Here is a 19,072-nt window from a genome sequence, read left to right as displayed (position 1 = left end):
AAGGGAGAATAAAGGTCGAGCGCTACTTTTTCTGTTTTGTGAACTTCGTCCCTTCGAGCGAAAGGTTGTACATGAGGCCTTTTTGACCTAACACAAAGGCTACGATCGGATCCTTCATGTTATTGGTATCGATCGTTCCCCCAGCGCCTAGGGTCACGAGTGAAACGGAGCCGTCCACTCCGGCCTTCCACCCCTCGCCATCATGGAATTTTTTCATCGCGGCTTCATCAAGAAACACGAGATAGATGGTCTTGATCTCTCCGCCCAATTGCAGTCCAAACGAACCCTGCAACATGCTGTAGTAATCGACCGTCTTGCTTTTGACCCGGAATGCGCCCTCTCCATACTCTCCGCCAAACCCCGCGCCACCTTTGATGACCTTGGGGAACACCAGCATGCCTTTACTGCTCTCGATGAAGGCTTTGCCGCCTTTGACCTCCTGTTCGAATTTCACGATGGCTTCGTCCGCCCCGGCGTCGATTTCTTTTGCCGAAGCCGCCGACGCCGGGCCAGCGAGCCATGCGTTCAATAACAGCGCGGAGCCTGCCACCATAGCCACGAGCTGCAAACCACGAGAGACTGGTTCCCTCATAATCATCACTCCTTTCGTAGAGAGCCGGCCTTTAGCCAGCCGACTCGATGGATGTAGCGATCTGCCAGCGAGGAGACTCTATACGATTTACATGGCCATCGAAACTGTGAGAGCTGACAGAGCCGAACAGATCCAAGACAAAAATGCACGTATTTTCGAGCGACGGCTTGCCAAGAGATGGGGGGTCGAACTTCCAAGGGCGGGCTATTAGTGGAAGAGAGTAGCGCGGCGGCACTGACGCTCGTCAGGAGCATTCCCATTGCGAGGATGCCCCTGCGCGGCGCTGCGAAGCGGAACGAAGAGGGTTTTACACCTCTAGCAGGTAGGGCTCACTTTCGAAAGGAAGTGGGCTCTTCCGTTATTCTGTCTCCTCTGATCGCTCCTAGGGCCCCTCCCAGTTTCTTCTTCGTAGTCACCCTGGTGAAATGCGCGAACATTCGTACATCCCAGCAGGCGTTTATGAAATTACAGTCCATTTGAGCGGCAACGTAACCGACGCAACCTGGCAGGTATCGGTATCGCAGCGGAGCGACCCGCATGATGGAGAAACGGATATATGAAGAAACCAAGTCCTCTCAAGAAACCTGTTTTGCCTCGCACCTCGCCTCGACGATCTCTCAAACGGTCGGTGACATTCGAATACTTTGACCCCTCGGCAACCACCGTCACCGTCGCTGGAACTTTTAATCAGTGGAATCCAGAAGCTCGCCCTCTCAAACCGGATACTGGCGGATTATGGAAAGTCACACTGCGACTCGAATCCGGCATCTATCAATATAAGTTTGTGATTAACGGGCAGCGGTGGGAAGAAGACCCATTGAATCTTGATCGGATCGCCAATGAGCACGGCACGTTTAATTCGGTTCGAACCATCGATCCTGCACGGTGAGTGGCACACTGGGTGTCAGCTGTTTGACACCGTGCCCCATAGGGACCTTGGCCAGTCAATAGACTTCTGGCAGATGCCAACGATCTCTGGAGAGCCGACCGCACACATGCCTGTCGTCAGCCATGTGCCTCGCCCTTGACGACTCTTCGGTGGCGCAATTTGTCCGCAAGGGGAGCAATAATTCTGGCATGAAATGACTAGGTAGACACCTAGTGCATGCTAAGAGAACCAGGAATAATTGATTATGCGATGAAGCGGAGGGGAAAATTCGGTGAAATCGAGCCTGGGCTGAGGCGCGAAGGAGAGTCGCTGCACTGGCGTGGCAAATGCATCGGGCGAATGCATGGTTTGATTAATGCGAGACCATAGATACAGGACAAATGGAATAAGCAAGGATGTGACGAGAAAGCGAGGGACACCATGAATGTGCATTTCTTGCTCACGAAGACGACGGGAACGGTGAGGAAAATCATGGGGCTCAGTCTATTTCTTTCGTCCGTGGTTTCCTCCTTCTTGTCTAGGACTCAATGGGTGCTCGGTTGGAATCACGGCACGGATGATCCGCCCCGTGCCCATGTCGAGGACAGATTCGCGAACGATGAATGGCTATGTCACTATTACAATATCCCCACCACGTCCATGTCGTTGTACCAGTCAAATCCTGAAAGCTATGAGACGGGGGGAGGGCTCTTCAATACCTATTGGGGTCATTAATGTAGCCATCGACGGGCTAATCCGTGTTTCTAGTCCTGTCGGTGAGAACATAGTAAAATGGTGGCTCAAAGTTAAATCACGAACTCGTCAAAAACGGCTGGTCAATGTATACATCTTGCCTATTCTATTTCATTCCACGATCCAAATCGCAAAGCCCTTCGCATCGCGCAGTATCTGATCGGTCACGCCGCCGCCGAAGAGACGTTTGATCCGGGACATCCCATGGCGCCCCACCACGATCGTTTCGTGACCTCGTGCCTCTTCAAGAATGTTTCTCGCGATATCGTCCTCATGGCCAAACTTCAGGGTTACTCGCTGTATGTCAAATCCGGAGTCTTTCAAGGTCTGACACGCGCTCTGCAGGACATGACACTGGGATTCCCGTTGCTTTCGAATCCAGTCTTCCTGGTCCTTGTGTAGCTGCTGATCCATTTGTGCTTCGACGGCCGGACTCTCCGATCCCCCATGCTCCAGCAACCCCCTGGGCATAGGTTTGAGGACATGAAAGATCGTGATGGCCACATCAGGTGTTCGGTGCAAAAGAGATCCCACATACTTGACAGCGCGATGAGAGCTTTCGGACTCGTCGATGGCTAGCAGAATGCGCATTGCATCCTCCGTCGAAGGTTGGGTCACTTGAGCTGTTGGGTCATGTATATTATGCCCCGTGAATCCTCGATTCTAGGGAAAGTTCTGGTCAGGAGAATTTAAGGAGCGAGGCCTGCTCGCTGGCAGTGATAATTCCCGCGAGGATGTAGAATGACGATGCGGATCATCTGGAAGAAAGAGTGCTTGTTTTGCCCTTCTCCAATATGAAACTATAGAGAAGTAGTAGGAGATACGGTGGCAACTCCGCGACATCAGCGTTACCTCTCAAGTCCCTCGCAAGTCGACCCTCCGCCTGCTTCCTTGTAATTTAGACTGGATCGTGCGCCGTCTTCCACGCTCCTTCCGTCCCTGCAGGACGCCGGGAGGGTCTTTCTGCTGTCAACGAGACAAGGGAGGTTCATTGTGAATGCATTGCCAATAGGAGGCCTGAGGCTTCTCGAAGATCTAAAGAAACCAGTGCCGCATTGTCCTCATTGTGGGTGCCTGGACCTTCAGGTGGACAATGGGTTGGTCGAATGCGATCAGTGTCCATGGACAGGAAGCGAGCATGAGGCGGGACAATGGCATGAGGCCAATGTCAAGGCAGTTCGGATGCGCGAAGGGTTGCAGTGAAAGATTGAGAGTCGGTCGGTTGAACGAGGTCTACCTGAGCCACTTCAGGGTGGTGGTACCCGCAGCAAGAATCAACCGTGGCGATTCAAGGGGGCGCGGGGCTTCCCCGAGTACTAAAGACCTGCAGCCGCAGTGTACTCATTATATTGGATCACTGCTCTTCACCCCAGGCCGACTCATGAAGCTGTCTCATTACACTCAAGGCCGCGACAATAATTTTAACCTCATTCGAATAGCCGCGGCCTTAGCTGTGCTGCTGGTTCATTCCTTCCCTATCGCCCTTGGTTCACGTTAATGCTCGCCGCAGCTTCCTGGCATCTCCTCGAGCAACGAGCTCTTCGACTAAAAGGTTTGCTTGCCGGCAATGCTGTTAGTCCCGCTTCTGTGCCAAGTGGGATTACGTCCCAGTTCAGACAACAGCCATACGTCATAGATTTCTATGCCGACCGACTCGAGGATGCGATCTTGATTCGCAATACCGATGGTACTATTCAGGGTTGGAATCAGGGTGCCAAACGATTGTATGGCTGGGATGCTAACGAGACGGTAGGAAAAACTTCCCATTTCCTCCTGAAGACAATCTTCCCTTGTTCGTTGTCATCAATCGAAACACAGTTGGTGCAAAGAGGCTTTTGGGAGGGCAAGTTGATTCATAAGTGTCGCGATGGAGCGCAGCTCGTTGTCCATAGTAAATGGCTTCTCCTTCATGAGGTGGAAAATTCAGATGCAGTGGTATATGAAGTGAATAGTCAGAAGGTGCAAATGGACAAGCATTGGAAGGAGGCGTATGAGTCCTAATTGAATTCCCTGCCCAAGAAACCACCTTCCCGGTATCATTCCGTCACATACCTCATACGTTCGCTGTCTGACATTCGCACCTAAGTCCCGGGCATTTCTCTGACTCAAATCAATGGTATCTAGAGGTGCTTCTCGACTTGCAACCACTTCCCAGAGGGGGCGTGCAGGTTGACAAGTCAAAAGATCACGCTAGACTTCTTACGTAGTTTCCTGGCGTATGGAGGCATGTGATGGTGCATCGCAGGCGGGTCCAACCATTGATTCTTTGGTCCTTCGTGCTGTTGTTCCTGGTTCCTCACGAAACCTCCGCCGAAATGTATGCCGACATTTATGGCGGTGCGGTCTTCACAAACAAGACCGACGTGACCGTCAGCAGCACCAGCGGGACGACGACCACCAATCAAGGCTTATCCGTTAGCGACACATGGACCGTCGGCGGCCGAACCGGCTATTGGCTCGATCGCTTCGACTGGCTCGGCTTCGGGCTCGATGTCTTCTTTTTCCGTGTCAACGCACCCGGTCAGTCGGTACCGAGTACCGTGACCAGTGGGGGACAGACGACAACCTCGCCGGCTCCGTTTCAGTGGTCGTTGCCCGTATTTGGCATCGGATTTGATGTCTTACGGCTGAGGATTCCGCTTCTTCGGAGCGACGCGTTTCCGCATGGCCGGCTCCAACCGTATATGAGTGCCGGTCCGTCTTTGTTTATAACCTACGCGGGAACGCCCATGAACGTGCAACCACAAAATCAGCATGAGACGGATGTCTCGGTAGGAGCGAAGGTGGACGCGGGGGTGACCTTCATGTTGACGAAGAACATCGGCCTCTTCACGCAATACCGGTTCACGCACTTTACTTCGGAATTGAGCTATCAGAACGCCGTAACCGGGTTCTCCACGGACAGCTACCGAGCAACTTTCGATTCGCATCACGTCCTCGGCGGCCTTTCCATTCAATTCCCGTAATTGTACTGGCCAGAACAGGTCGGCAAATCGACGATTGAAGGCTGATTGTCCTTTCAAAATGATCGAGCCCAATCCGACGCCGCCATGTTCGCCTCATCCAATCTCGTGGTTGAACGAACAAGTTTGGAGTGAGCTGCGCGTTCCGCAGCCGGCTGCGGACGAAAAGCATGATGTCGTAGGTGAGCCGATTCTCCGATGCTATAGTCGGAGGGTCGCGGAGCGAGGAGCATCACCCATGCATTATGTCCGAATCGGCAAACGGGCCTTGAACCTTGACAGCATCGCCTATTGCGAAGTGCAAGCCTGGCAGGACGAAATGAGCGTCAAAGTCTATTTCGCCGGATCCGCCAACAATACCCCGTTGGTCTTCGGAGAGGGCGAGGCAAAAGAACTGTGGAAGTACCTTGAATATATAGCGGAAAAGCCCGTCTAGCCTCCATGCCCAGTTTGCAGAGCTTCGCGGCTCTAGCCGCCTTCCCGTCGTATTAGGTCCACTTCAACCACGGTAGTCTTTCCCCCTGTTCCCAACTTCTGTAGGGCAGACAGACAATAGTGTGTCTGATTATGGTGGCCTATAACCACACGTTGCCGACAGGCAGGAAGAGCTGAGGGAACCGTGGAGGAGCCCATCATGAAGCTTCGCTACTGCACCAGAGTCGATACGCGCCTTCCGGTTGTATTCGCGGGTGAATCGTTTGTGGGAGAAGGGACTGTTCTGAACCTCTCAGTCCCAGGATGCGCGATCACCAGTAAGAAGGCCGTCCGTTCGGGTTCCTATCTCGAATTAAAGGTTTTGTTCCCCGACCAGACCCCTCCGCTGTCGGTGGGCTTGGCAAGAGTCCGGTGGTGTCAGGGACGGTACTTCGGCGTGGAGTTTATCCGTATGCCGGGTACTGACCAGGTACGCTTGGGACGCTTGATCCGAAACCCTGTCGTTGAGAAACCTGGCGTATCGAGGGCTATTCAATAGTCCAATTTCCGAACTGTATCTGCTACAATCGACATATGTGGTCGAGGCGGGTCTTCTTACAAGGGCTTGCACTCCTGATGCTGGGTCTTGCCGGCTGCGCAGAGCCATTTACGGTGTTCCACAGTCAAACCGGTGAGCCGATCCTCATAGGCCGACGGTCCTTCTCCTATGAAGGCTGTCTTTCCACGATGCAGGAAGAGGCTGATCGGCTCGGGGTCACCTTCCGCTATATCCACGTTCGGGGATCGAAATTCGGGCGGGCGCTCCTCTGGCCCTTCGAGCCGGGATACGCCTGTGAAGGGGCTGTCGGGCCCGAGCAGCCGCCGACCGGTGCCTATCCGTATCCTCCGCTCCCCCAAGGCTGATCTCCATCAGGCCCTGTCTTCCGGGCGCGTCACCAAGAAATACAGATTCCCCTGCGAAGCCGCGAACAACATGGAGCGAGTGTCCTAGTCTCCACCGTTCTACCTCTCGAGGCTTATGATCTCCCAACCCTGTGCAATATTCCTACTTTTTGTTCCTCCGTATTCCACGCTTGGCTATAATCAAGCGGGTAATTGCACGCGTCTTTATCACGTCTCCTACACGAGTTAACCAGCGATGATCGCCGTTCTTCTTATAGAAGACAACGATGTCGATGCCCAATTTACCCAAGATCTGTTGGCCGAATGGAGCATAGAGGAATTCCGCATTACGCACGTCAAGACCTTGGCCGACGGATTGGCACTCATCGGTCAAACCCGTTTTGACGCCATTCTTCTCGATCTCTCTCTTCCCGACGCCTTTGGGTTGCCGACGGTTCGGCAGGTGCATGCGACTAATCCGGCGATCCCGGTGGTCGTACTCAGTGGTGTGAGTGACCAGGCTCTGGCCCTGCAAGCGGTGCAACAGGGAGCCCAGGACTATCTGGTCAAAGGACAGGGACATCCCGAACTGCTCGCCAGGGCGGTACGGTATGCGATCGAGCGCAAACGTACGGAAGAACGCCTGACCTATCTCGCCCAATACGATCACCTTACCGGTTTGGTCAACCGCAGCCTGTTTCGGGACCGATTGATCCAAGCGATGGCCCGCAGTAAACGGCTCCAGCAGCCCATCGGGCTGATGTTGTTGGATCTCGACCGCTTCAAGGCCGTCAACGATACATTAGGCCACGACATCGGCGATGAATTGTTGAAGGCGGTGTCGGAACGATTGAAAAGCTGCGTCCGCGAAGTCGATACCGTCGCCCGCATGGGGGGCGATGAATTTACGATCATTCTGGAAGGGGTGCCGTCGGAGGCCAGTATCGTCGTAGTGGCCAAGCGGATCGCGGAGGCTATCTCCTCGGCCTTTGAATTGAAAGGCCATCACGTATCAATCGGCGTGAGTATCGGAATCACCGTTTATCCGCACGATGATCAGGGAATAGACGAGCTTCTCAAACATTCGGATGAAGCGATGTACCGCGCGAAGCAGCAAGGAGGCAGCGGCTTCTATTTTCACGAAGCCTCCGGCTACCACACGCAATCCGCCCACGCCGAGTCCTGAACATCCTCTGACCTCTTATCGCCCGATTTCAGAGAGCGGCGTTTCGGTCACCGATACCGCACCCCGTGGATTAGGCGTCAGCGTATTGGAGGATTCCAGGGCATCCTGATCCGGAGACGGGATGCAGTCTGGCGTCATCACGAAACCCCAGTGGGAATTGTCCGTACAGCGGTTGTCCATCAGGAGCGCTTTGGCATGATGAAACAGCAGGATGCCGCTCATCATATTCTCACGGCACTGATTTCTCACCAGTTCGGGGTAACTGCCGTCGTCTCGTACCGCAATGCCGAAATGATGATTGCCCCGGGAGACATTCTCAGCCAGGCGAGGCTGCGCGCCGGCGAACACGAACAAGCCCGACTCCCGATTGCCACAAAACTCGTTGCCCACAAACGTCGGCCTGGATTCGGGTCCGTAGATGACGACGCCTGAAAGGATGCCCTCCATGGCGCGGCATTGTGTGACGGTGCAGGTGGAATCAAGGAGATTCATGGCAGAATGCTGGTCGCTTCCGACATAGCGGAAGCTGATCCCACTGATTCTCCCGCTCGGCACTTGCTGCAGGTACAAGGGCGCACCACGCCGCGAGAATACCTGAACCAGATCCCGGCCGGCACCGATGAGGGCGATCGGCCGAGAGGCCACAAAGATCTTGTCCTCATAGGTTCCCGGCCGGACGAAGACTTGATCTAACGCGTCCGCCTCTGCGAGCGCGTCGCTCGGCCTCGGATAGGCCTTGGCATCCCGGGCGTCCACCACCAGTGTTCTTCCCCCAAGTGGATTCGGGGGAATGTCCTGCCTGTCTCGATGATCCTGCTCAGTGCTCATCGTTCTACAACTCAATGGCACAGGCGTAATTGCGCGTCATGAAACCGCCCGCTCTCCAATCCGGCATGACACATATGTCGAGCGCGTGAGGGAACTGCGGATTCACATTTGTCAAGCCGCGGGTCTGCACAGACAGACTCGTACAATTCTGTTGAATCTCTCTGAAGTGACAGAACCCCTCGGATACAACTCTATGCATTGACGAGCCTTTACCCGATTTGCCTATCGCCTCTACTGCCGACGGCTGGCACGACGATTGCGACATCCCCATGGTCCCACGAAGCCACCGTGACCCATTTCGGAGGATGGCGATGACACTATCGTATAGGCCTCGGATCGTTGCCGTGTTCGGAATTCTCCTGCCGCTATGCCTCAATCCCGTTCTGGCCTCCGCCGCTCCGGGGCAGGTTCAGGATACGTCACGTCATTTGTATGATCGGGTCATGGAAGAATTCAAGCACCGGGATTACGAAGCGGCTCTCGCCGGTTTTCGCCTGTTCCTCGAACTCCATGCCCAAACCGCGCTTGCGGCGAACGCACAATACTGGGTCGGGGAATGTCAGTACCGGATGGGGCGTTACAAGGATGCCTTGGCTTCATTCTATAATGTGGTTTCCTACTACCCCCTCAGCCCCAAGCTGCCCGCGTCGACCCTCAAGATCGGCCAGACCTATACCAAGCTCAAAGACCATGAGAAAGCACGAATGATGTACGAGCGCGTGCTCGACGAATATCCGGACAGTCCGGAGGCCGAGGCGGCGAGAAAGGCGCTCGATATGGAACAGCCCCGAGCCGAATCGACAACGTTACCGGAATAGCGGCACGTTCGTTCGGAGGAGCTGAGAAGCGGCACTGCCGCTCACTCGCCGGCAAGACCCAGCATTTCTTCCAGCTGCCGCACTGAATAGAACCGATCCGCTTCAAGAACGACCAGGTGGATACCGGAGGCATGAACGATTCTCCGGATGTCCTGACGTTTTTCCGTCTCGCGTGCGTTCAATTCCTGGTCGCCTTCAACTTGCACAACGTGTTCGACGAGGCGACAGCCCGGATGAATCAGCACGAAGTCCACGTGCTGAAGTGCCATGCGGCGCAGCATCTGCATCCGCCCGGAGCCCTCGACCTGCACCCTCAGGATTCCCAACAGCGGAACCCGTGCCAGTATGATATAGCGGTCCTGCGCCGCCATCCGGAGCAGATTGTAAAGCCGCACATCCCGATCGCTGAGAAGAGGCTGCGGTTCCAGGATAACGCCCGTTGGGAGGGTACGCTCTTCCGTTTGTGTGGGGGTCTGCTTTCTGCTGGCCTTGAACCACCACATCGCACAGATGCCGATGACCAGGGCGCTCCAGAAAAGTACTTGATCCATGCCGGGCTGGCCTATTTGAACAGTCGAATCCATTGTGGCCCGGCCGGCACGATCGCGCCCAGAATAACCGGATGGGTGGCTCCCGTCACGGCCGGAAGATTGCCCCACTGTCCTTTGGCCGTTCGGTAGGCCAGGACGGCGAAGGCGACTGCTTCAAAGGCCTTGCTGTCCCATCCCAGTGCATCAAAGGTCGTGACCGGGACCGGAGCGAACACCGCGGACAATTGAGCCATGATCGCCCGATTTCGGACCCCGCCTCCTCCTACCACCACTTCATCGATATGGCCCCTGATCCAGCGGCGTGACGCTCCGACGGCTTTGGCCGTCCACGCGCTGCACGTCGCAAGAAGATCCTCCATGGACAATTTGTGCGGGGCCTCGAGCAGTTCCTCGGCCAACGCTGCGCCGAATTGCTCTCTTCCGGTCGATTTCGGGGGTCGTTGCGACAGAAAGGGATGCGCCAATAGCTTGCTCAAGAGCCTACTGTCCGCTTTCCCGCGGAGCGCCATCTTCCCATCGCGATCCATGGCAAGGCGGCCGTTCGTCATGCGAGCCACGAGGCTGTCGAGCACCATGTTAGCGGGACCGGTGTCGAACGCCATGACCCCTTCGTCGGTCTTCCCCGGCGGGACGTATGTGACATTACTGATACCGCCGAGATTCACCACGAGTCTTGCGCGGCGTGGATGCCGGAAGAGGAGGGCATGGACCGCGGGGGTGAGAGGAGCGCCTTGACCGCCGGCCGCGACATCTCGAGCTCGAAAGTTTGCGATCGTGGTAATTCCCGTTCGCTCGGCAATGACCGCGGGCTCGGCGATCTGCAGTGTGGAACGAATGGATCCCACCCCCCGCGCCTGAATGCCGCGGGGAAGATGATGGACGGTTTGGCCGTGTGAGCCGATCAATGCCACGTCGGCGGGACGAAGGTTGGCGGCTCGAATGATCTGCAACGCCGCATCGGCGAACCATTCACCCAACAAGGCATTCAAATGACAGATTTCGCCGACGGTTCCTGATACCGAAGCGGTCAGAATCCGTTGCTGAAGCGTGCGCGGATAGGCGAGCGTTTCCGCGGCAAGGGTCTTCACTTGAAGTGATGGCGTTCGCCCTGCGATTTCAACCAGTGCGGCGTCGACTCCGTCGCCCGATGTCCCGGACATCAGTCCAATTACCTTCATGACTCTCATCCTCCGCTGATCAGGGTGCCGTTGAGCGCCGCTACGCTAATGGAACTCTCGCCCGCGGTCAAGCAGCCGTGCGCAGGCGGCCGGGGCCCGGTTTGTGGGTCAGTTTGCAGTCAGCAGCACTGGCGTGTGCCATTCGCGCGGAAGCGAGAATCCGGGCGAGGCGTTCTCCCCGGCATTGAGTCCTGATGGGAGATGGCGCCCGCTGTCCCGGCATGGCGCAGAGAGAAAACTGACACATTGCCAGGGCCTGCGTTGCGTTGACTTCGCATGGCCCCGATGTTACGGTCCCCACCCCATGCCTGCGCCCGTATTGCGATCGAATCTGTGCGCCCTGCTGCTCGCACTGCAGCTTCTCTTCTCCGTGGTCGTTCCCGCTCTGGTATCGGCGAACGTTCCGAATGAGGGATTGAACGTCGTCGTCACGATCCCCGTGCTCAAAGACTTCGTCGAGCAAGTCGGAGGGCCGCGGGTCTTGGTCACTTCATTGCTGAAGGGATACGAGAATGAACATACCTATTCGCCGAAGCCAAGCGACCTCATTGCCGTGCGCAAAGCCCGCCTCCTGTTTCAAGTAGGAATCGGATTGGAGGTATGGGTATCGCCCCTGGTGAAGAATGCCGGAGGATCTGCCCTGCGCGTCGTCACGACCTCCACCGGCATAGGACTGATCGGTGATGCCCACGCTGCTGAAGACGGCCATGCCGGCGGGGAGTCGACCGCCGAAGGAAATCCGCACGTATGGCTCGATCCGGCCAATGCGGTGATGATGGTCCGGCACATCACCGAAGCACTGATACAAGCCGACCCCGAACACGCGGAGGAGTATCGCAAGAACCAGGCAGCCTATCTCACCCGCCTGGACCGGCTGCAGGTCGAACTGACCGGCAGGGTCAAGGGCTTGGCAGACCGGCAATTCGTCGCGCACCACCCGGCTTGGCCCTACCTGGCCAGGCGGTTCCGATTCGATATCGTCGGAACGATTCAGTTGCAGTCGGGCGGGGAGCCGAGTGCGCGGCATATCCAAGAGCTGATTCAAACGATGAAGCGCCACAGGGTCAAAGTCGTGGTCTCCGAGATTCAACTCAGCCAGAAATTTCCTGACCTTCTGGCAAAGGAAACCGGTGCGCGCGTCGTGGTGCTCACGACCCTTCCCGGTGGATTGCCTCGAACGGACACCTATCTCGACATGTTGCGTTACAATGTGCTCCAATTGGTCAATGCACTCGAAGCCGCTTGACCACACCTCCTGCCTGTCGCCCGCCACGGAGACGTGAGCGTGTCACTCCGTTCACAGGCCATCATCCGCTTCGACCATGCCACATTCCAGTTTCCCGGCGTTGTGGCGCTCGAAGACGTCTCACTGGACATCCACGAAGGGGAATTCATCGGGGTCATCGGTCCGAACGGCTCCGGCAAGACGACCTTGTGCCGGGCGGTGTTGGGCCTGATGCCGCCGACTTCCGGGCATCTCAGAATTTTTGACTGCGCGTGCGATAAATTGCGCTGTCATCACCGGGCCAGAATCGGTTACCTGCCTCAAAAGGGCGTGGTCGATCGACATTTTCCGGTCACGGTGCTCGAAACCGTCATGATGGGTCGATACGGCGCTCTCGGCTTGTTCGCTCGTCCAACCAAGCGGGACAGGGACATCGCGGTCGAGGCTCTCGCGCACGTGGGAATGGAGGGGCATCGCAACACCGGGTTGGGACAGTTGTCGGGCGGACAACAACAGCGGGTCTTCATTGCGCGGGCACTCGCGCAGCAGCCTAAGGTATTGCTGCTGGATGAGCCGACGACCGGACTGGATATTCCCACGCAGCACAGCGTGATCGATCTCGTGCAAAAACTCCATAACGAGCTGGGGCTGACCGTGCTGCTCATTACTCACGACATCAACATGATCCGTTCCCGCGTCGATCGGTTGGTGCTGTTGAAAACCCGCCTGTTTGCCTCAGGCCCTCCGGCGGAAGTGTTGAAGCCGGACATCCTGCGTCTAGTCTACGGAAAGGACGTGGTCATCACCGCACACGACACGATCCTGGTCGAAGACTATCACCACCACCACTGAGACCCGGCCATGTTGGAACTTTTCGCTTACGATTTCATGCAGCGTTCTGTACTGGCGGCAGCCCTGGTCGGAGGCCTTTGCTCCGTCGTCGGCGTGTTTGTCGTCCTGCGCGGGCTGGCCTTCGTCGGAGCCGGGACGGCTCACGCGGCGTTCGCCGGCGTCGCGCTCGGATACTTGATAGGATGGTCGCCGCTGGCACTGGCTGTGCTGTTTGGCTTGACGACTGTATGGATCACCGGCTGGGTCGAGGAGCACGGCCGGATGAAGCTGGACGTCTCGATCGGCATTCTCTACACCGCCACAATGGCACTGGCGATCTTATTTATCGGATTGATGAAGACATACAATGCGGAGGTCTACGGCTATCTTTTTGGAAACGTGCTGTCGGTCACCCAGGATGAGCTGCGCACGATCATCGCGCTCGCCATCTTCATCATCGGGGTGATGGTGCTGTTTTCCAAAGAACTGTATTTTATCGCGTTTGACCAGGAAATGGCCGAGGCATCGGGTGTGCCGGCCCGCCGCATGTTTTTCCTGTTGCTGAGCCTGATCGCCCTGACCGTGGTTGTCTCACTCAAAACGGTCGGTGCAATCCTGGTCTTTGCGATGATCCTTATTCCGGCCTCGACGGCGTATCAACTGACGCATAGCCTCTCCACCTTGACCTGGTATTCGCTGATCATCGGTATGAGCACGGCGGTCTGCGGCGTCCTCATCTCCGCCTTGTGGGATATCCCCTCAGGCCCCGCCATCGTCCTCCTGGCTACGAGCGTGTTTTTCCTGTCCATTCTGTTTTCTCCCAAAAGACGTCGCTCGGCGGCCTAGCGCAGGCTTGCCCCACGGTCTTCTTTCGTTCTGCTGTGCATGAACAATGCGAACGGCGATTTCCTTAGGCCGGGACACCGGAGAATCCGGTCGGAGGAGGGGGACACTGCGGAAGCGAGGGCGGCTATCGAGTCATTCCTGCCTGATTTGTTTCGACCTGCTCCAGACCATGCCGGTCTGTTCCCTCGCGCTGAACCCCATCTTTTCATAGAAGGCCGGCCGTCTCGTGCACAGCCAGAAGAGCTCGACCCGGCGCAGTCTCGGATGATGAAGGATGCGCTGCACGATCTCCGTTCCGATCCCTTGCTTTTGGTAGGCCTTATCCACGATCACGTCCCATATCGTGGCTCGGTAGACAAAGTCGGTCAAGACTCGCCCGAATCCGACGAGATGCTCCCCATCCCAGGCGCTGAGAATGAGGTCAGTGTGCCGCAGCATGTCTTTGGCATCCTCAAGCGTTCGATCTTTGGCCCAGGGTGCTTGATGAAAGAGGCCGAGAAGCTGGGCTGTCTGCAAATCCTTTTTGTCGGAAAACACCAAGGCGGTCTTGAGGGAGGAAGGCATCTTGTACTAAAGTAACTCCCCGCGAGTAGATCCAAACGGCGCTAGTGTACGAGGAAACTTATGGCAACGCAAGTGCGCAGCTGTTCCAAGTGTTTTCAGTTGATGTGGCTGAAGCAGGATGATTACGAGTTGCTCGACGAAGAGACGATTCGCGCGAAATGCCCTCACTGCGGCTCTTTGGTCCGATTCAAACTGACGTCGGAAGGGGCCAATGCGACAGGGCCGAAGATGGGCCACTGATCTGAACGATTACGAGTACAGCGTTTCAGTCAGGGTTTCTGAATCACCTCACAACTTCAGCAGGACTCACTTCGAATGACCCCTTACAGTCCCCGGCCGGCCCCATCCAATTCCGGCTTGTTGCCCGGCAGGATCTTATTCAGCGCCGCGCGGTAATCGGAGAGCCGCTTTTCGTCCGTGCGTCCAACCTCCGCTTCTTTGTCTCGCTGCATGCGCTCCAGATGATCCAGAACAGCCAATAGCGGTTGAACCGAGCCGAGCAACTTTCCGACTTCAAAGGCTTCCAGCGATTCGACCAGCAGTTCGTTGAGTCCCTTATACGAGGTGCCCGCGCTCTGCTGGCGGAATCGCGAAACAATGTGCTCATATTCTTCGATCGCTTCCGGTGTCGGTTTGATGCCGGTCGGCACCACGGTCAAAAAGACGATCGACGGCAATTTGACGGCATAGGCTTTCAGTTGCGAGGTCAGTCCGCCGACCGTTTCCAGCACATCTGTCGCGGTCATGAATCCACCCTTTTCGTATAGGACAATGGAGCAGCGCTCGCCCCCCGGTTCTGGCCCGGGAGGGTCTGTTCGAGATATCGCCTGACCTCTTCCATGTCGTCCGGCAAGGAGACCGTATACTCCTGGAATTCTCCCGTCGAGGGATGGGTGAAGCCCAACGTCCGAGCATGCAGCATCACCCTGGGGACATCCAGTTCCAGAATCCGGCAGACCTTACGCCCTCCATAGGTGGGATCACCGAGAATCGGGTGACCCAACGAGGACAAATGCACCCGGAGTTGGTGCGTGCGACCGGTGCGTGGATAGAGCAGGACATGCGCCGCAATTTTGACATATCGACAGTGGACCACGTATTCCGTCACGGACGTGCGCGGCCTGGACGTGCGCGCGGAGAACTTCTTGCGTTCCTTTGAGTCGCGCCCGATGGACAGATCAATCACGCCACGACCTGTCTTCGGGATTCCTTGCACCAGAGCCTCATACACTCGCGCAATCGTATGCTGTTTGAATTGCAGCGCCAGGTGTCGATGGGCCTGGTCATTCTTTGCCACGACCATGACGCCGGACGTCTCCTTGTCCAGGCGATGGACGAGACCGGGCCGTTCCTTCCCACCAATCGTGGAGATGGTGCCTCCCGAGGTTTGAAAGTGATGGAGGAGGGCGTTCACGAGGGTGCCTGACCAGTTCCCGGGGGCCGGGTGCGCGACAATACCCGCGGGTTTGTTCAAGACGAGGAGATGCTCGTCTTCAAAGAGGATCTCCAGTGGAATGGCCTCACCTTTGATTTCCAGAGGTTCAGGCTTCGGCACATCCATCGTGATCTTGTCACCCGGCTTGATTTTCTGGCTCGGCTTGACGAGTTCACCATTGATGCGAATCCTACCAAGCGTGATGAGCCGCTGAAGGACCGACCGGGAGACGTCACGCTCGCGGTTGACCAGAAAGACATCGAGGCGCTTGGGCTGCTCCCCGGAGGTGATGATAAATTCCGTAATCATCACCGCCACGCTACTAGACTGTTTCCCGGAAATGCAATCCGAGATTCAGACCGTTGCCTCCTCGTGCTGAGAAGGCTATCCTAGAACTACCTCTGTCAGTATTTCGAGCGCCAAAGGAGGTCCGATGATGAACGCGCTGGTTTGTCTCGCGTTGAGCCTATTTCTCCTCAATGTGTTGCCGACCGTCTCAATGGCCTCCGACCAAGAGGCAATTCCTCCGGGAACAGTGGCCGACTATATCCACGCCATCCTCGAAGCAGACCGGACGTTTTATACCATTCATGTGGTGGAACGCATGCAGAAAGGGCAGGGACCGGCCGCAAGCGAGGATTGGCGAGCCAAGAAGAACCTCTTGCCGCTTCCGGCGCAGTTCCTCAAAGAGTCGGGTGATCTCGCGGCAAAGACGGGAAGTACGGTCCGGTACCGGCTGATCAGTTTATGGCCGATCAATCCAGATAACGGTCCGTATGGGGAGATAGAAAGGAAGGGATTGGAGACCGTTCGGGATCACCCGGACAGAACGGCGACGGCCAGGGTGACGGTCGGCACTCAGGTCTATTTCCAGGCCATCTATCCAGACCATGCCGTCAGCGAAACATGCATCGCTTGTCACAATACCCATCCCAGGAGTCCGAAACACGATTTCAAGATGAACGACGTCATGGGTGGCTTGCTCATCGAAATCCCATTGAACAAATAGGGATACAGGAAGGAAAGGAATCGCTGGGGGCGGGCGGGAATACCGGGCCTCGAACGGATAAGGACCCGGACCGTAGTCCCAACGCTAGGCAGCCGTCAAGAACGACACAATCACGCGTGGCTGGGCCGATTCTGATGCCGCTCGGCCAGTTTCTTCCTGAGGCGGGATTTTTCGAGGCTGATTTCAGCCTCTTTCAGTTCAGAGGGAAGACCGCCGGCTTTCAGGCGTCGCTCCGCCGATTCAACGGCGGCCTGAGCTCTCCCCACATCGATGTCCTCCGCCTTCTCCGCGATCTCGGCCATAATGGTGACGCGATCGGGCGTCACTTCGGCGTAGCCCCAGAGCACGGCCATGTGAAGCGTTCGCTCTCCCACACGATAGCGGAGCTCTCCGATTCGCAAGGTCGAGAGGAAATGGCAATGGCCCGGCAATACCCCGAACTCTCCCTCGGAGCCCGGCGCAATGACTTCATCCACTTGCTGGCTCAGAAGCAGCTTTTCCGGCGTCACGACTTCTAGAAGAATCTTCCCGGCCACTCGAACCTCATGAAGGGTATTTCGTGAAACGCAATCTTCTCGCTATCTCCGCACAGTCTAGACCTTAACCCCCATCTTTTCCGCCTTGGCGACCGCCTCTTCGATCGGGCCGACCATGTAAAAGGCCTGTTCCGGCAAATGGTCATACTTGCCGTCCAGAATTTCCTTGAAGCTCCGGACGGTATCCTTGAGCTTCACATACTTGCCCGGCGCACCGGTGAAGGCCTCGGCGACGTGGAACGGTTGGGACAGGAACCGTTGAATCTTCCGCGCGCGAGCCACGACCATCTTGTCATCCTCGGACAACTCGTCCATGCCGAGAATCGCAATGATGTCCTGCAGATCTTTGTAGCGCTGCAGTACGGACTGCACGCCGCGCGCGATTTTGTAATGTTCCTCGCCGATCACTTGGGGATCGAGAATGCGGGACGTCGAGTCAAGGGGATCGACGGCCGGATAGATACCGAGCTCAGCCAGCTGCCGGGACAACACGGTCGTGGCGTCCAAGTGCGCAAAGGCCGTCGCAGGGGCCGGATCGGTCAAGTCATCGGCAGGGACATAGATCGCCTGCACCGACGTGATCGATCCGCGCTTGGTCGAGGTAATACGTTCCTGGAGCGTGCCCATCTCCGTGGACAAATTCGGTTGGTAGCCGACGGCGGAGGGCATGCGGCCCAGCAACGCGGAAACCTCCGACCCGGCCTGGGTAAAGCGGAAGATATTGTCCACGAACAGCAGCACGTCCTGATTTTCTTCGTCTCGGAAGTATTCGGCCACCGTGAGGCCGGTGAGACCCACACGCAACCGGGCGCCGGGCGGCTCGTTCATCTGTCCATAGACGAGCGCGGCCTTCGACTTCGTAAAATCGTCGGGATCGATGACTTTCGACTCCTGCATCTCGTGCCAGAGATCGTTGCCTTCGCGCGTCCGCTCTCCCACGCCGGCAAACACGGAGAAGCCGCCGTGATGCAAGGCGATATTGTTGATGAGTTCCATGATGATGACGGTCTTGCCGACGCCGGCGCCGCCGAAGAGGCCAACTTTCCCGCCTTTGCTGTAGGGCTCGAGCAGATCGACGACCTTGATGCCGGTTTCCAGCACCTCGGTCTTCGTCTCTTGGTCCTCGAGTTTCGGCGCAGGACGGTGGATGGGATAGGTTTTCTTGGCCTTCAGCGGCCCCTTCTCGTCGACCGGCTCGCCGAGCACATTGATCAGCCTGCCGAGCGTCTCACGGCCGACCGGAACCGAAATGGCCGCGCCGGTATCCTGCACATCCATACCCCGCGTCAGACCGTCGGTTGACGACATGGCAACGCCCCGCACCCGGTTTTCTCCGAGATGCTGCGCAACTTCGAGCGTCAGGCGCACCGCAGGTTTGCCCGCCGCCTTATTCTCTTCCTGATTGACCTTCAGCGCATTGTAGATATTCGGAAGGTGTCCGGGAGGAAACTCCACGTCGACGACCGGCCCGATGACTTGAATGACTTTGCCTGTGCTCATTCTGCATCCTCACTGAAATGTTGAATGTTGAATGTTGAATGTTCAGCGGCGGAATGCCGCGTTGGGCCGCAG

The 19,072-nt window shown here is 56.8% G+C and carries 24 protein-coding genes; 14 read left to right on the top strand and 10 right to left on the bottom strand.

The window, feature by feature from the left end; all coding sequences use genetic code 11:
• Nucleotides 1-22: 22 nt before the first annotated feature.
• Nucleotides 23-592 (bottom strand): lipid-binding SYLF domain-containing protein, encoded by a 570-nt coding sequence (locus tag NSJP_RS06605; RefSeq protein ID WP_080886124.1) that lies wholly within the window; start codon nucleotides 590-592, stop codon nucleotides 23-25.
• A 556-nt stretch (nucleotides 593-1,148) separates the two neighbouring features.
• On the opposite strand from NSJP_RS06605, the gene NSJP_RS06595 reads away from it, so the two are divergent.
• Nucleotides 1,149-1,481 (top strand): isoamylase early set domain-containing protein, encoded by a 333-nt coding sequence (locus NSJP_RS06595; RefSeq protein WP_080886122.1) that lies wholly within the window; start codon nucleotides 1,149-1,151, stop codon nucleotides 1,479-1,481.
• Between the two features lie 420 nt (nucleotides 1,482-1,901).
• On the top strand, nucleotides 1,902-2,195 hold the full coding sequence (locus tag NSJP_RS06590) for a hypothetical protein (protein WP_080886121.1): 294 nt from the start codon (nucleotides 1,902-1,904) through the stop codon (nucleotides 2,193-2,195).
• Nucleotides 2,196-2,324: 129 nt separating this feature from the next.
• Here the strand turns inward: NSJP_RS06590 and NSJP_RS06585 are convergent, their stop codons facing one another.
• The gene (locus tag NSJP_RS06585) at nucleotides 2,325-2,804 is read right to left on the bottom strand and encodes a universal stress protein (RefSeq protein WP_080886120.1); all 480 of its coding nucleotides are present in this window, start codon (nucleotides 2,802-2,804) and stop codon (nucleotides 2,325-2,327) included.
• Nucleotides 2,805-3,710: 906 nt separating this feature from the next.
• Here NSJP_RS06585 and NSJP_RS06580 point away from each other — a divergent pair.
• The 6 genes from NSJP_RS06580 to NSJP_RS06555 all read left to right on the top strand — a co-directional run bounded on the left by NSJP_RS06580 (nucleotide 3,711) and on the right by NSJP_RS06555 (nucleotide 7,679).
• Nucleotides 3,711-4,214: a PAS domain-containing protein gene (locus NSJP_RS06580; RefSeq protein WP_080886119.1), complete on the top strand. Its 504-nt coding sequence runs from the start codon at nucleotides 3,711-3,713 to the stop codon at nucleotides 4,212-4,214.
• 230 nt (nucleotides 4,215-4,444) lie between these two features.
• Nucleotides 4,445-5,179, top strand: a complete 735-nt coding sequence (locus tag NSJP_RS06575) for an outer membrane protein (protein ID WP_080886118.1) — start codon at nucleotides 4,445-4,447, stop codon at nucleotides 5,177-5,179.
• Nucleotides 5,180-5,414: 235 nt separating this feature from the next.
• The gene (locus NSJP_RS06570; protein ID WP_080886117.1) at nucleotides 5,415-5,612 is read left to right on the top strand and encodes a hypothetical protein; all 198 of its coding nucleotides are present in this window, start codon (nucleotides 5,415-5,417) and stop codon (nucleotides 5,610-5,612) included.
• Between the two features lie 198 nt (nucleotides 5,613-5,810).
• Complete coding sequence (locus tag NSJP_RS06565) at nucleotides 5,811-6,149, top strand: PilZ domain-containing protein (protein ID WP_080886116.1); 339 nt, start codon at nucleotides 5,811-5,813, stop codon at nucleotides 6,147-6,149.
• Between the two features lie 35 nt (nucleotides 6,150-6,184).
• Nucleotides 6,185-6,514 (top strand): hypothetical protein, encoded by a 330-nt coding sequence (locus NSJP_RS06560; RefSeq protein WP_155969944.1) that lies wholly within the window; start codon nucleotides 6,185-6,187, stop codon nucleotides 6,512-6,514.
• A 235-nt stretch (nucleotides 6,515-6,749) separates the two neighbouring features.
• Entirely contained in the window at nucleotides 6,750-7,679 is a 930-nt protein-coding gene (locus NSJP_RS06555) for a GGDEF domain-containing response regulator (RefSeq protein ID WP_080886114.1), read from the top strand.
• A gap of 15 nt (nucleotides 7,680-7,694) precedes the next feature.
• Here the strand turns inward: NSJP_RS06555 and NSJP_RS06550 are convergent, their stop codons facing one another.
• Nucleotides 7,695-8,507, bottom strand: a complete 813-nt coding sequence (locus NSJP_RS06550) for a right-handed parallel beta-helix repeat-containing protein (protein ID WP_080886113.1) — start codon at nucleotides 8,505-8,507, stop codon at nucleotides 7,695-7,697.
• A 311-nt stretch (nucleotides 8,508-8,818) separates the two neighbouring features.
• Here NSJP_RS06550 and ybgF point away from each other — a divergent pair, with 311 nt between their 5' ends.
• The gene (gene ybgF, locus NSJP_RS06545; protein WP_172834206.1) at nucleotides 8,819-9,325 is read left to right on the top strand and encodes a tol-pal system protein YbgF; all 507 of its coding nucleotides are present in this window, start codon (nucleotides 8,819-8,821) and stop codon (nucleotides 9,323-9,325) included.
• A 41-nt stretch (nucleotides 9,326-9,366) separates the two neighbouring features.
• Here the strand turns inward: ybgF and NSJP_RS06540 are convergent, their stop codons facing one another.
• Both NSJP_RS06540 and NSJP_RS06535 read right to left on the bottom strand, forming a co-directional pair.
• On the bottom strand, nucleotides 9,367-9,876 hold the full coding sequence (locus NSJP_RS06540; RefSeq protein ID WP_172834205.1) for a DUF2726 domain-containing protein: 510 nt from the start codon (nucleotides 9,874-9,876) through the stop codon (nucleotides 9,367-9,369).
• A gap of 11 nt (nucleotides 9,877-9,887) precedes the next feature.
• On the bottom strand, nucleotides 9,888-11,054 hold the full coding sequence (locus NSJP_RS06535) for an anhydro-N-acetylmuramic acid kinase (RefSeq protein WP_172834204.1): 1,167 nt from the start codon (nucleotides 11,052-11,054) through the stop codon (nucleotides 9,888-9,890).
• Between the two features lie 304 nt (nucleotides 11,055-11,358).
• Between NSJP_RS06535 and NSJP_RS06530 the strand changes: the two genes are divergently transcribed.
• From NSJP_RS06530 to NSJP_RS06520, 3 genes are read left to right on the top strand one after another with little or no spacing between them, the layout of a single operon-like run.
• Nucleotides 11,359-12,300 (top strand): metal ABC transporter substrate-binding protein, encoded by a 942-nt coding sequence (locus NSJP_RS06530; RefSeq protein WP_080886109.1) that lies wholly within the window; start codon nucleotides 11,359-11,361, stop codon nucleotides 12,298-12,300.
• Between the two features lie 39 nt (nucleotides 12,301-12,339).
• Nucleotides 12,340-13,131 carry a metal ABC transporter ATP-binding protein gene (locus NSJP_RS06525; RefSeq protein WP_172834203.1) on the top strand — a complete coding sequence of 264 codons (792 nt, stop codon included), beginning with the start codon at nucleotides 12,340-12,342 and terminating at the stop codon, nucleotides 13,129-13,131.
• A gap of 9 nt (nucleotides 13,132-13,140) precedes the next feature.
• The gene (locus NSJP_RS06520) at nucleotides 13,141-13,956 is read left to right on the top strand and encodes a metal ABC transporter permease (RefSeq protein WP_080886107.1); all 816 of its coding nucleotides are present in this window, start codon (nucleotides 13,141-13,143) and stop codon (nucleotides 13,954-13,956) included.
• Nucleotides 13,957-14,088: 132 nt separating this feature from the next.
• Here the strand turns inward: NSJP_RS06520 and NSJP_RS06515 are convergent, their stop codons facing one another.
• Nucleotides 14,089-14,520 carry a GNAT family N-acetyltransferase gene (locus NSJP_RS06515; protein ID WP_080886106.1) on the bottom strand — a complete coding sequence of 144 codons (432 nt, stop codon included), beginning with the start codon at nucleotides 14,518-14,520 and terminating at the stop codon, nucleotides 14,089-14,091.
• Between the two features lie 60 nt (nucleotides 14,521-14,580).
• On the opposite strand from NSJP_RS06515, the gene NSJP_RS06510 reads away from it, so the two are divergent.
• Complete coding sequence (locus NSJP_RS06510) at nucleotides 14,581-14,760, top strand: hypothetical protein (protein ID WP_080886105.1); 180 nt, start codon at nucleotides 14,581-14,583, stop codon at nucleotides 14,758-14,760.
• An 83-nt stretch (nucleotides 14,761-14,843) separates the two neighbouring features.
• Here NSJP_RS06510 and NSJP_RS06505 read toward each other — a convergent pair whose 3' ends face one another.
• Nucleotides 14,844-15,266 carry a hypothetical protein gene (locus NSJP_RS06505; protein ID WP_080886104.1) on the bottom strand — a complete coding sequence of 141 codons (423 nt, stop codon included), beginning with the start codon at nucleotides 15,264-15,266 and terminating at the stop codon, nucleotides 14,844-14,846.
• The gene (locus tag NSJP_RS06500; protein ID WP_080886103.1) at nucleotides 15,263-16,264 is read right to left on the bottom strand and encodes an RluA family pseudouridine synthase; all 1,002 of its coding nucleotides are present in this window, start codon (nucleotides 16,262-16,264) and stop codon (nucleotides 15,263-15,265) included. The genes NSJP_RS06505 and NSJP_RS06500 overlap by 4 nt, the downstream gene beginning before the upstream one ends.
• A gap of 124 nt (nucleotides 16,265-16,388) precedes the next feature.
• On the opposite strand from NSJP_RS06500, the gene NSJP_RS06495 reads away from it, so the two are divergent.
• Nucleotides 16,389-16,964 carry a Tll0287-like domain-containing protein gene (locus NSJP_RS06495; protein ID WP_080886102.1) on the top strand — a complete coding sequence of 192 codons (576 nt, stop codon included), beginning with the start codon at nucleotides 16,389-16,391 and terminating at the stop codon, nucleotides 16,962-16,964.
• Between the two features lie 110 nt (nucleotides 16,965-17,074).
• On the opposite strand, the gene NSJP_RS06490 is transcribed toward NSJP_RS06495, so the two are convergent.
• Nucleotides 17,075-17,500 carry a F0F1 ATP synthase subunit epsilon gene (locus NSJP_RS06490; RefSeq protein WP_080886101.1) on the bottom strand — a complete coding sequence of 142 codons (426 nt, stop codon included), beginning with the start codon at nucleotides 17,498-17,500 and terminating at the stop codon, nucleotides 17,075-17,077.
• A gap of 57 nt (nucleotides 17,501-17,557) precedes the next feature.
• Nucleotides 17,558-19,000 carry a F0F1 ATP synthase subunit beta gene (gene atpD / locus NSJP_RS06485; protein WP_080886100.1) on the bottom strand — a complete coding sequence of 481 codons (1,443 nt, stop codon included), beginning with the start codon at nucleotides 18,998-19,000 and terminating at the stop codon, nucleotides 17,558-17,560.
• Nucleotides 19,001-19,072: the final 72 nt, after the last annotated feature.

Origin of the sequence: Nitrospira japonica (genome assembly GCF_900169565.1) — a bacterium.
Taxonomy (GTDB): Bacteria; Nitrospirota; Nitrospiria; order Nitrospirales; family Nitrospiraceae; genus Nitrospira_C; species Nitrospira_C japonica_A.
The sequence above is the reverse complement of the archived record's forward strand: the minus strand, read 5'-3'. Positions and strand labels throughout refer to the sequence as shown.

Coding starts and splice junctions, on each gene's coding strand:
- NSJP_RS06595 (WP_080886122.1), top strand. CDS start 1,149: ATGAAGAAACCAAGTCCTCTCAAGAAACCTGTTTTGCCTCGCACCTCG.
- NSJP_RS06495 (WP_080886102.1), top strand. CDS start 16,389: ATGATGAACGCGCTGGTTTGTCTCGCGTTGAGCCTATTTCTCCTCAAT.
- NSJP_RS06580 (WP_080886119.1), top strand. CDS start 3,711: ATGCTCGCCGCAGCTTCCTGGCATCTCCTCGAGCAACGAGCTCTTCGA.
- NSJP_RS06555 (WP_080886114.1), top strand. CDS start 6,750: ATGATCGCCGTTCTTCTTATAGAAGACAACGATGTCGATGCCCAATTT.
- NSJP_RS06565 (WP_080886116.1), top strand. CDS start 5,811: ATGAAGCTTCGCTACTGCACCAGAGTCGATACGCGCCTTCCGGTTGTA.
- NSJP_RS06585 (WP_080886120.1), bottom strand. CDS start 2,804: ATGCGCATTCTGCTAGCCATCGACGAGTCCGAAAGCTCTCATCGCGCT.
- NSJP_RS06520 (WP_080886107.1), top strand. CDS start 13,141: ATGTTGGAACTTTTCGCTTACGATTTCATGCAGCGTTCTGTACTGGCG.
- NSJP_RS06540 (WP_172834205.1), bottom strand. CDS start 9,876: ATGGATCAAGTACTTTTCTGGAGCGCCCTGGTCATCGGCATCTGTGCG.
- NSJP_RS06505 (WP_080886104.1), bottom strand. CDS start 15,266: ATGACCGCGACAGATGTGCTGGAAACGGTCGGCGGACTGACCTCGCAA.
- NSJP_RS06535 (WP_172834204.1), bottom strand. CDS start 11,054: ATGAAGGTAATTGGACTGATGTCCGGGACATCGGGCGACGGAGTCGAC.
- NSJP_RS06510 (WP_080886105.1), top strand. CDS start 14,581: ATGGCAACGCAAGTGCGCAGCTGTTCCAAGTGTTTTCAGTTGATGTGG.
- ybgF (WP_172834206.1), top strand. CDS start 8,819: ATGACACTATCGTATAGGCCTCGGATCGTTGCCGTGTTCGGAATTCTC.
- NSJP_RS06575 (WP_080886118.1), top strand. CDS start 4,445: ATGGTGCATCGCAGGCGGGTCCAACCATTGATTCTTTGGTCCTTCGTG.
- NSJP_RS06500 (WP_080886103.1), bottom strand. CDS start 16,264: ATGATTACGGAATTTATCATCACCTCCGGGGAGCAGCCCAAGCGCCTC.
- NSJP_RS06590 (WP_080886121.1), top strand. CDS start 1,902: ATGAATGTGCATTTCTTGCTCACGAAGACGACGGGAACGGTGAGGAAA.
- NSJP_RS06530 (WP_080886109.1), top strand. CDS start 11,359: ATGCCTGCGCCCGTATTGCGATCGAATCTGTGCGCCCTGCTGCTCGCA.
- NSJP_RS06605 (WP_080886124.1), bottom strand. CDS start 592: ATGAGGGAACCAGTCTCTCGTGGTTTGCAGCTCGTGGCTATGGTGGCA.
- NSJP_RS06570 (WP_080886117.1), top strand. CDS start 5,415: ATGCATTATGTCCGAATCGGCAAACGGGCCTTGAACCTTGACAGCATC.
- NSJP_RS06550 (WP_080886113.1), bottom strand. CDS start 8,507: ATGAGCACTGAGCAGGATCATCGAGACAGGCAGGACATTCCCCCGAAT.
- NSJP_RS06515 (WP_080886106.1), bottom strand. CDS start 14,520: ATGCCTTCCTCCCTCAAGACCGCCTTGGTGTTTTCCGACAAAAAGGAT.
- atpD (WP_080886100.1), bottom strand. CDS start 19,000: ATGAGCACAGGCAAAGTCATTCAAGTCATCGGGCCGGTCGTCGACGTG.
- NSJP_RS06560 (WP_155969944.1), top strand. CDS start 6,185: ATGTGGTCGAGGCGGGTCTTCTTACAAGGGCTTGCACTCCTGATGCTG.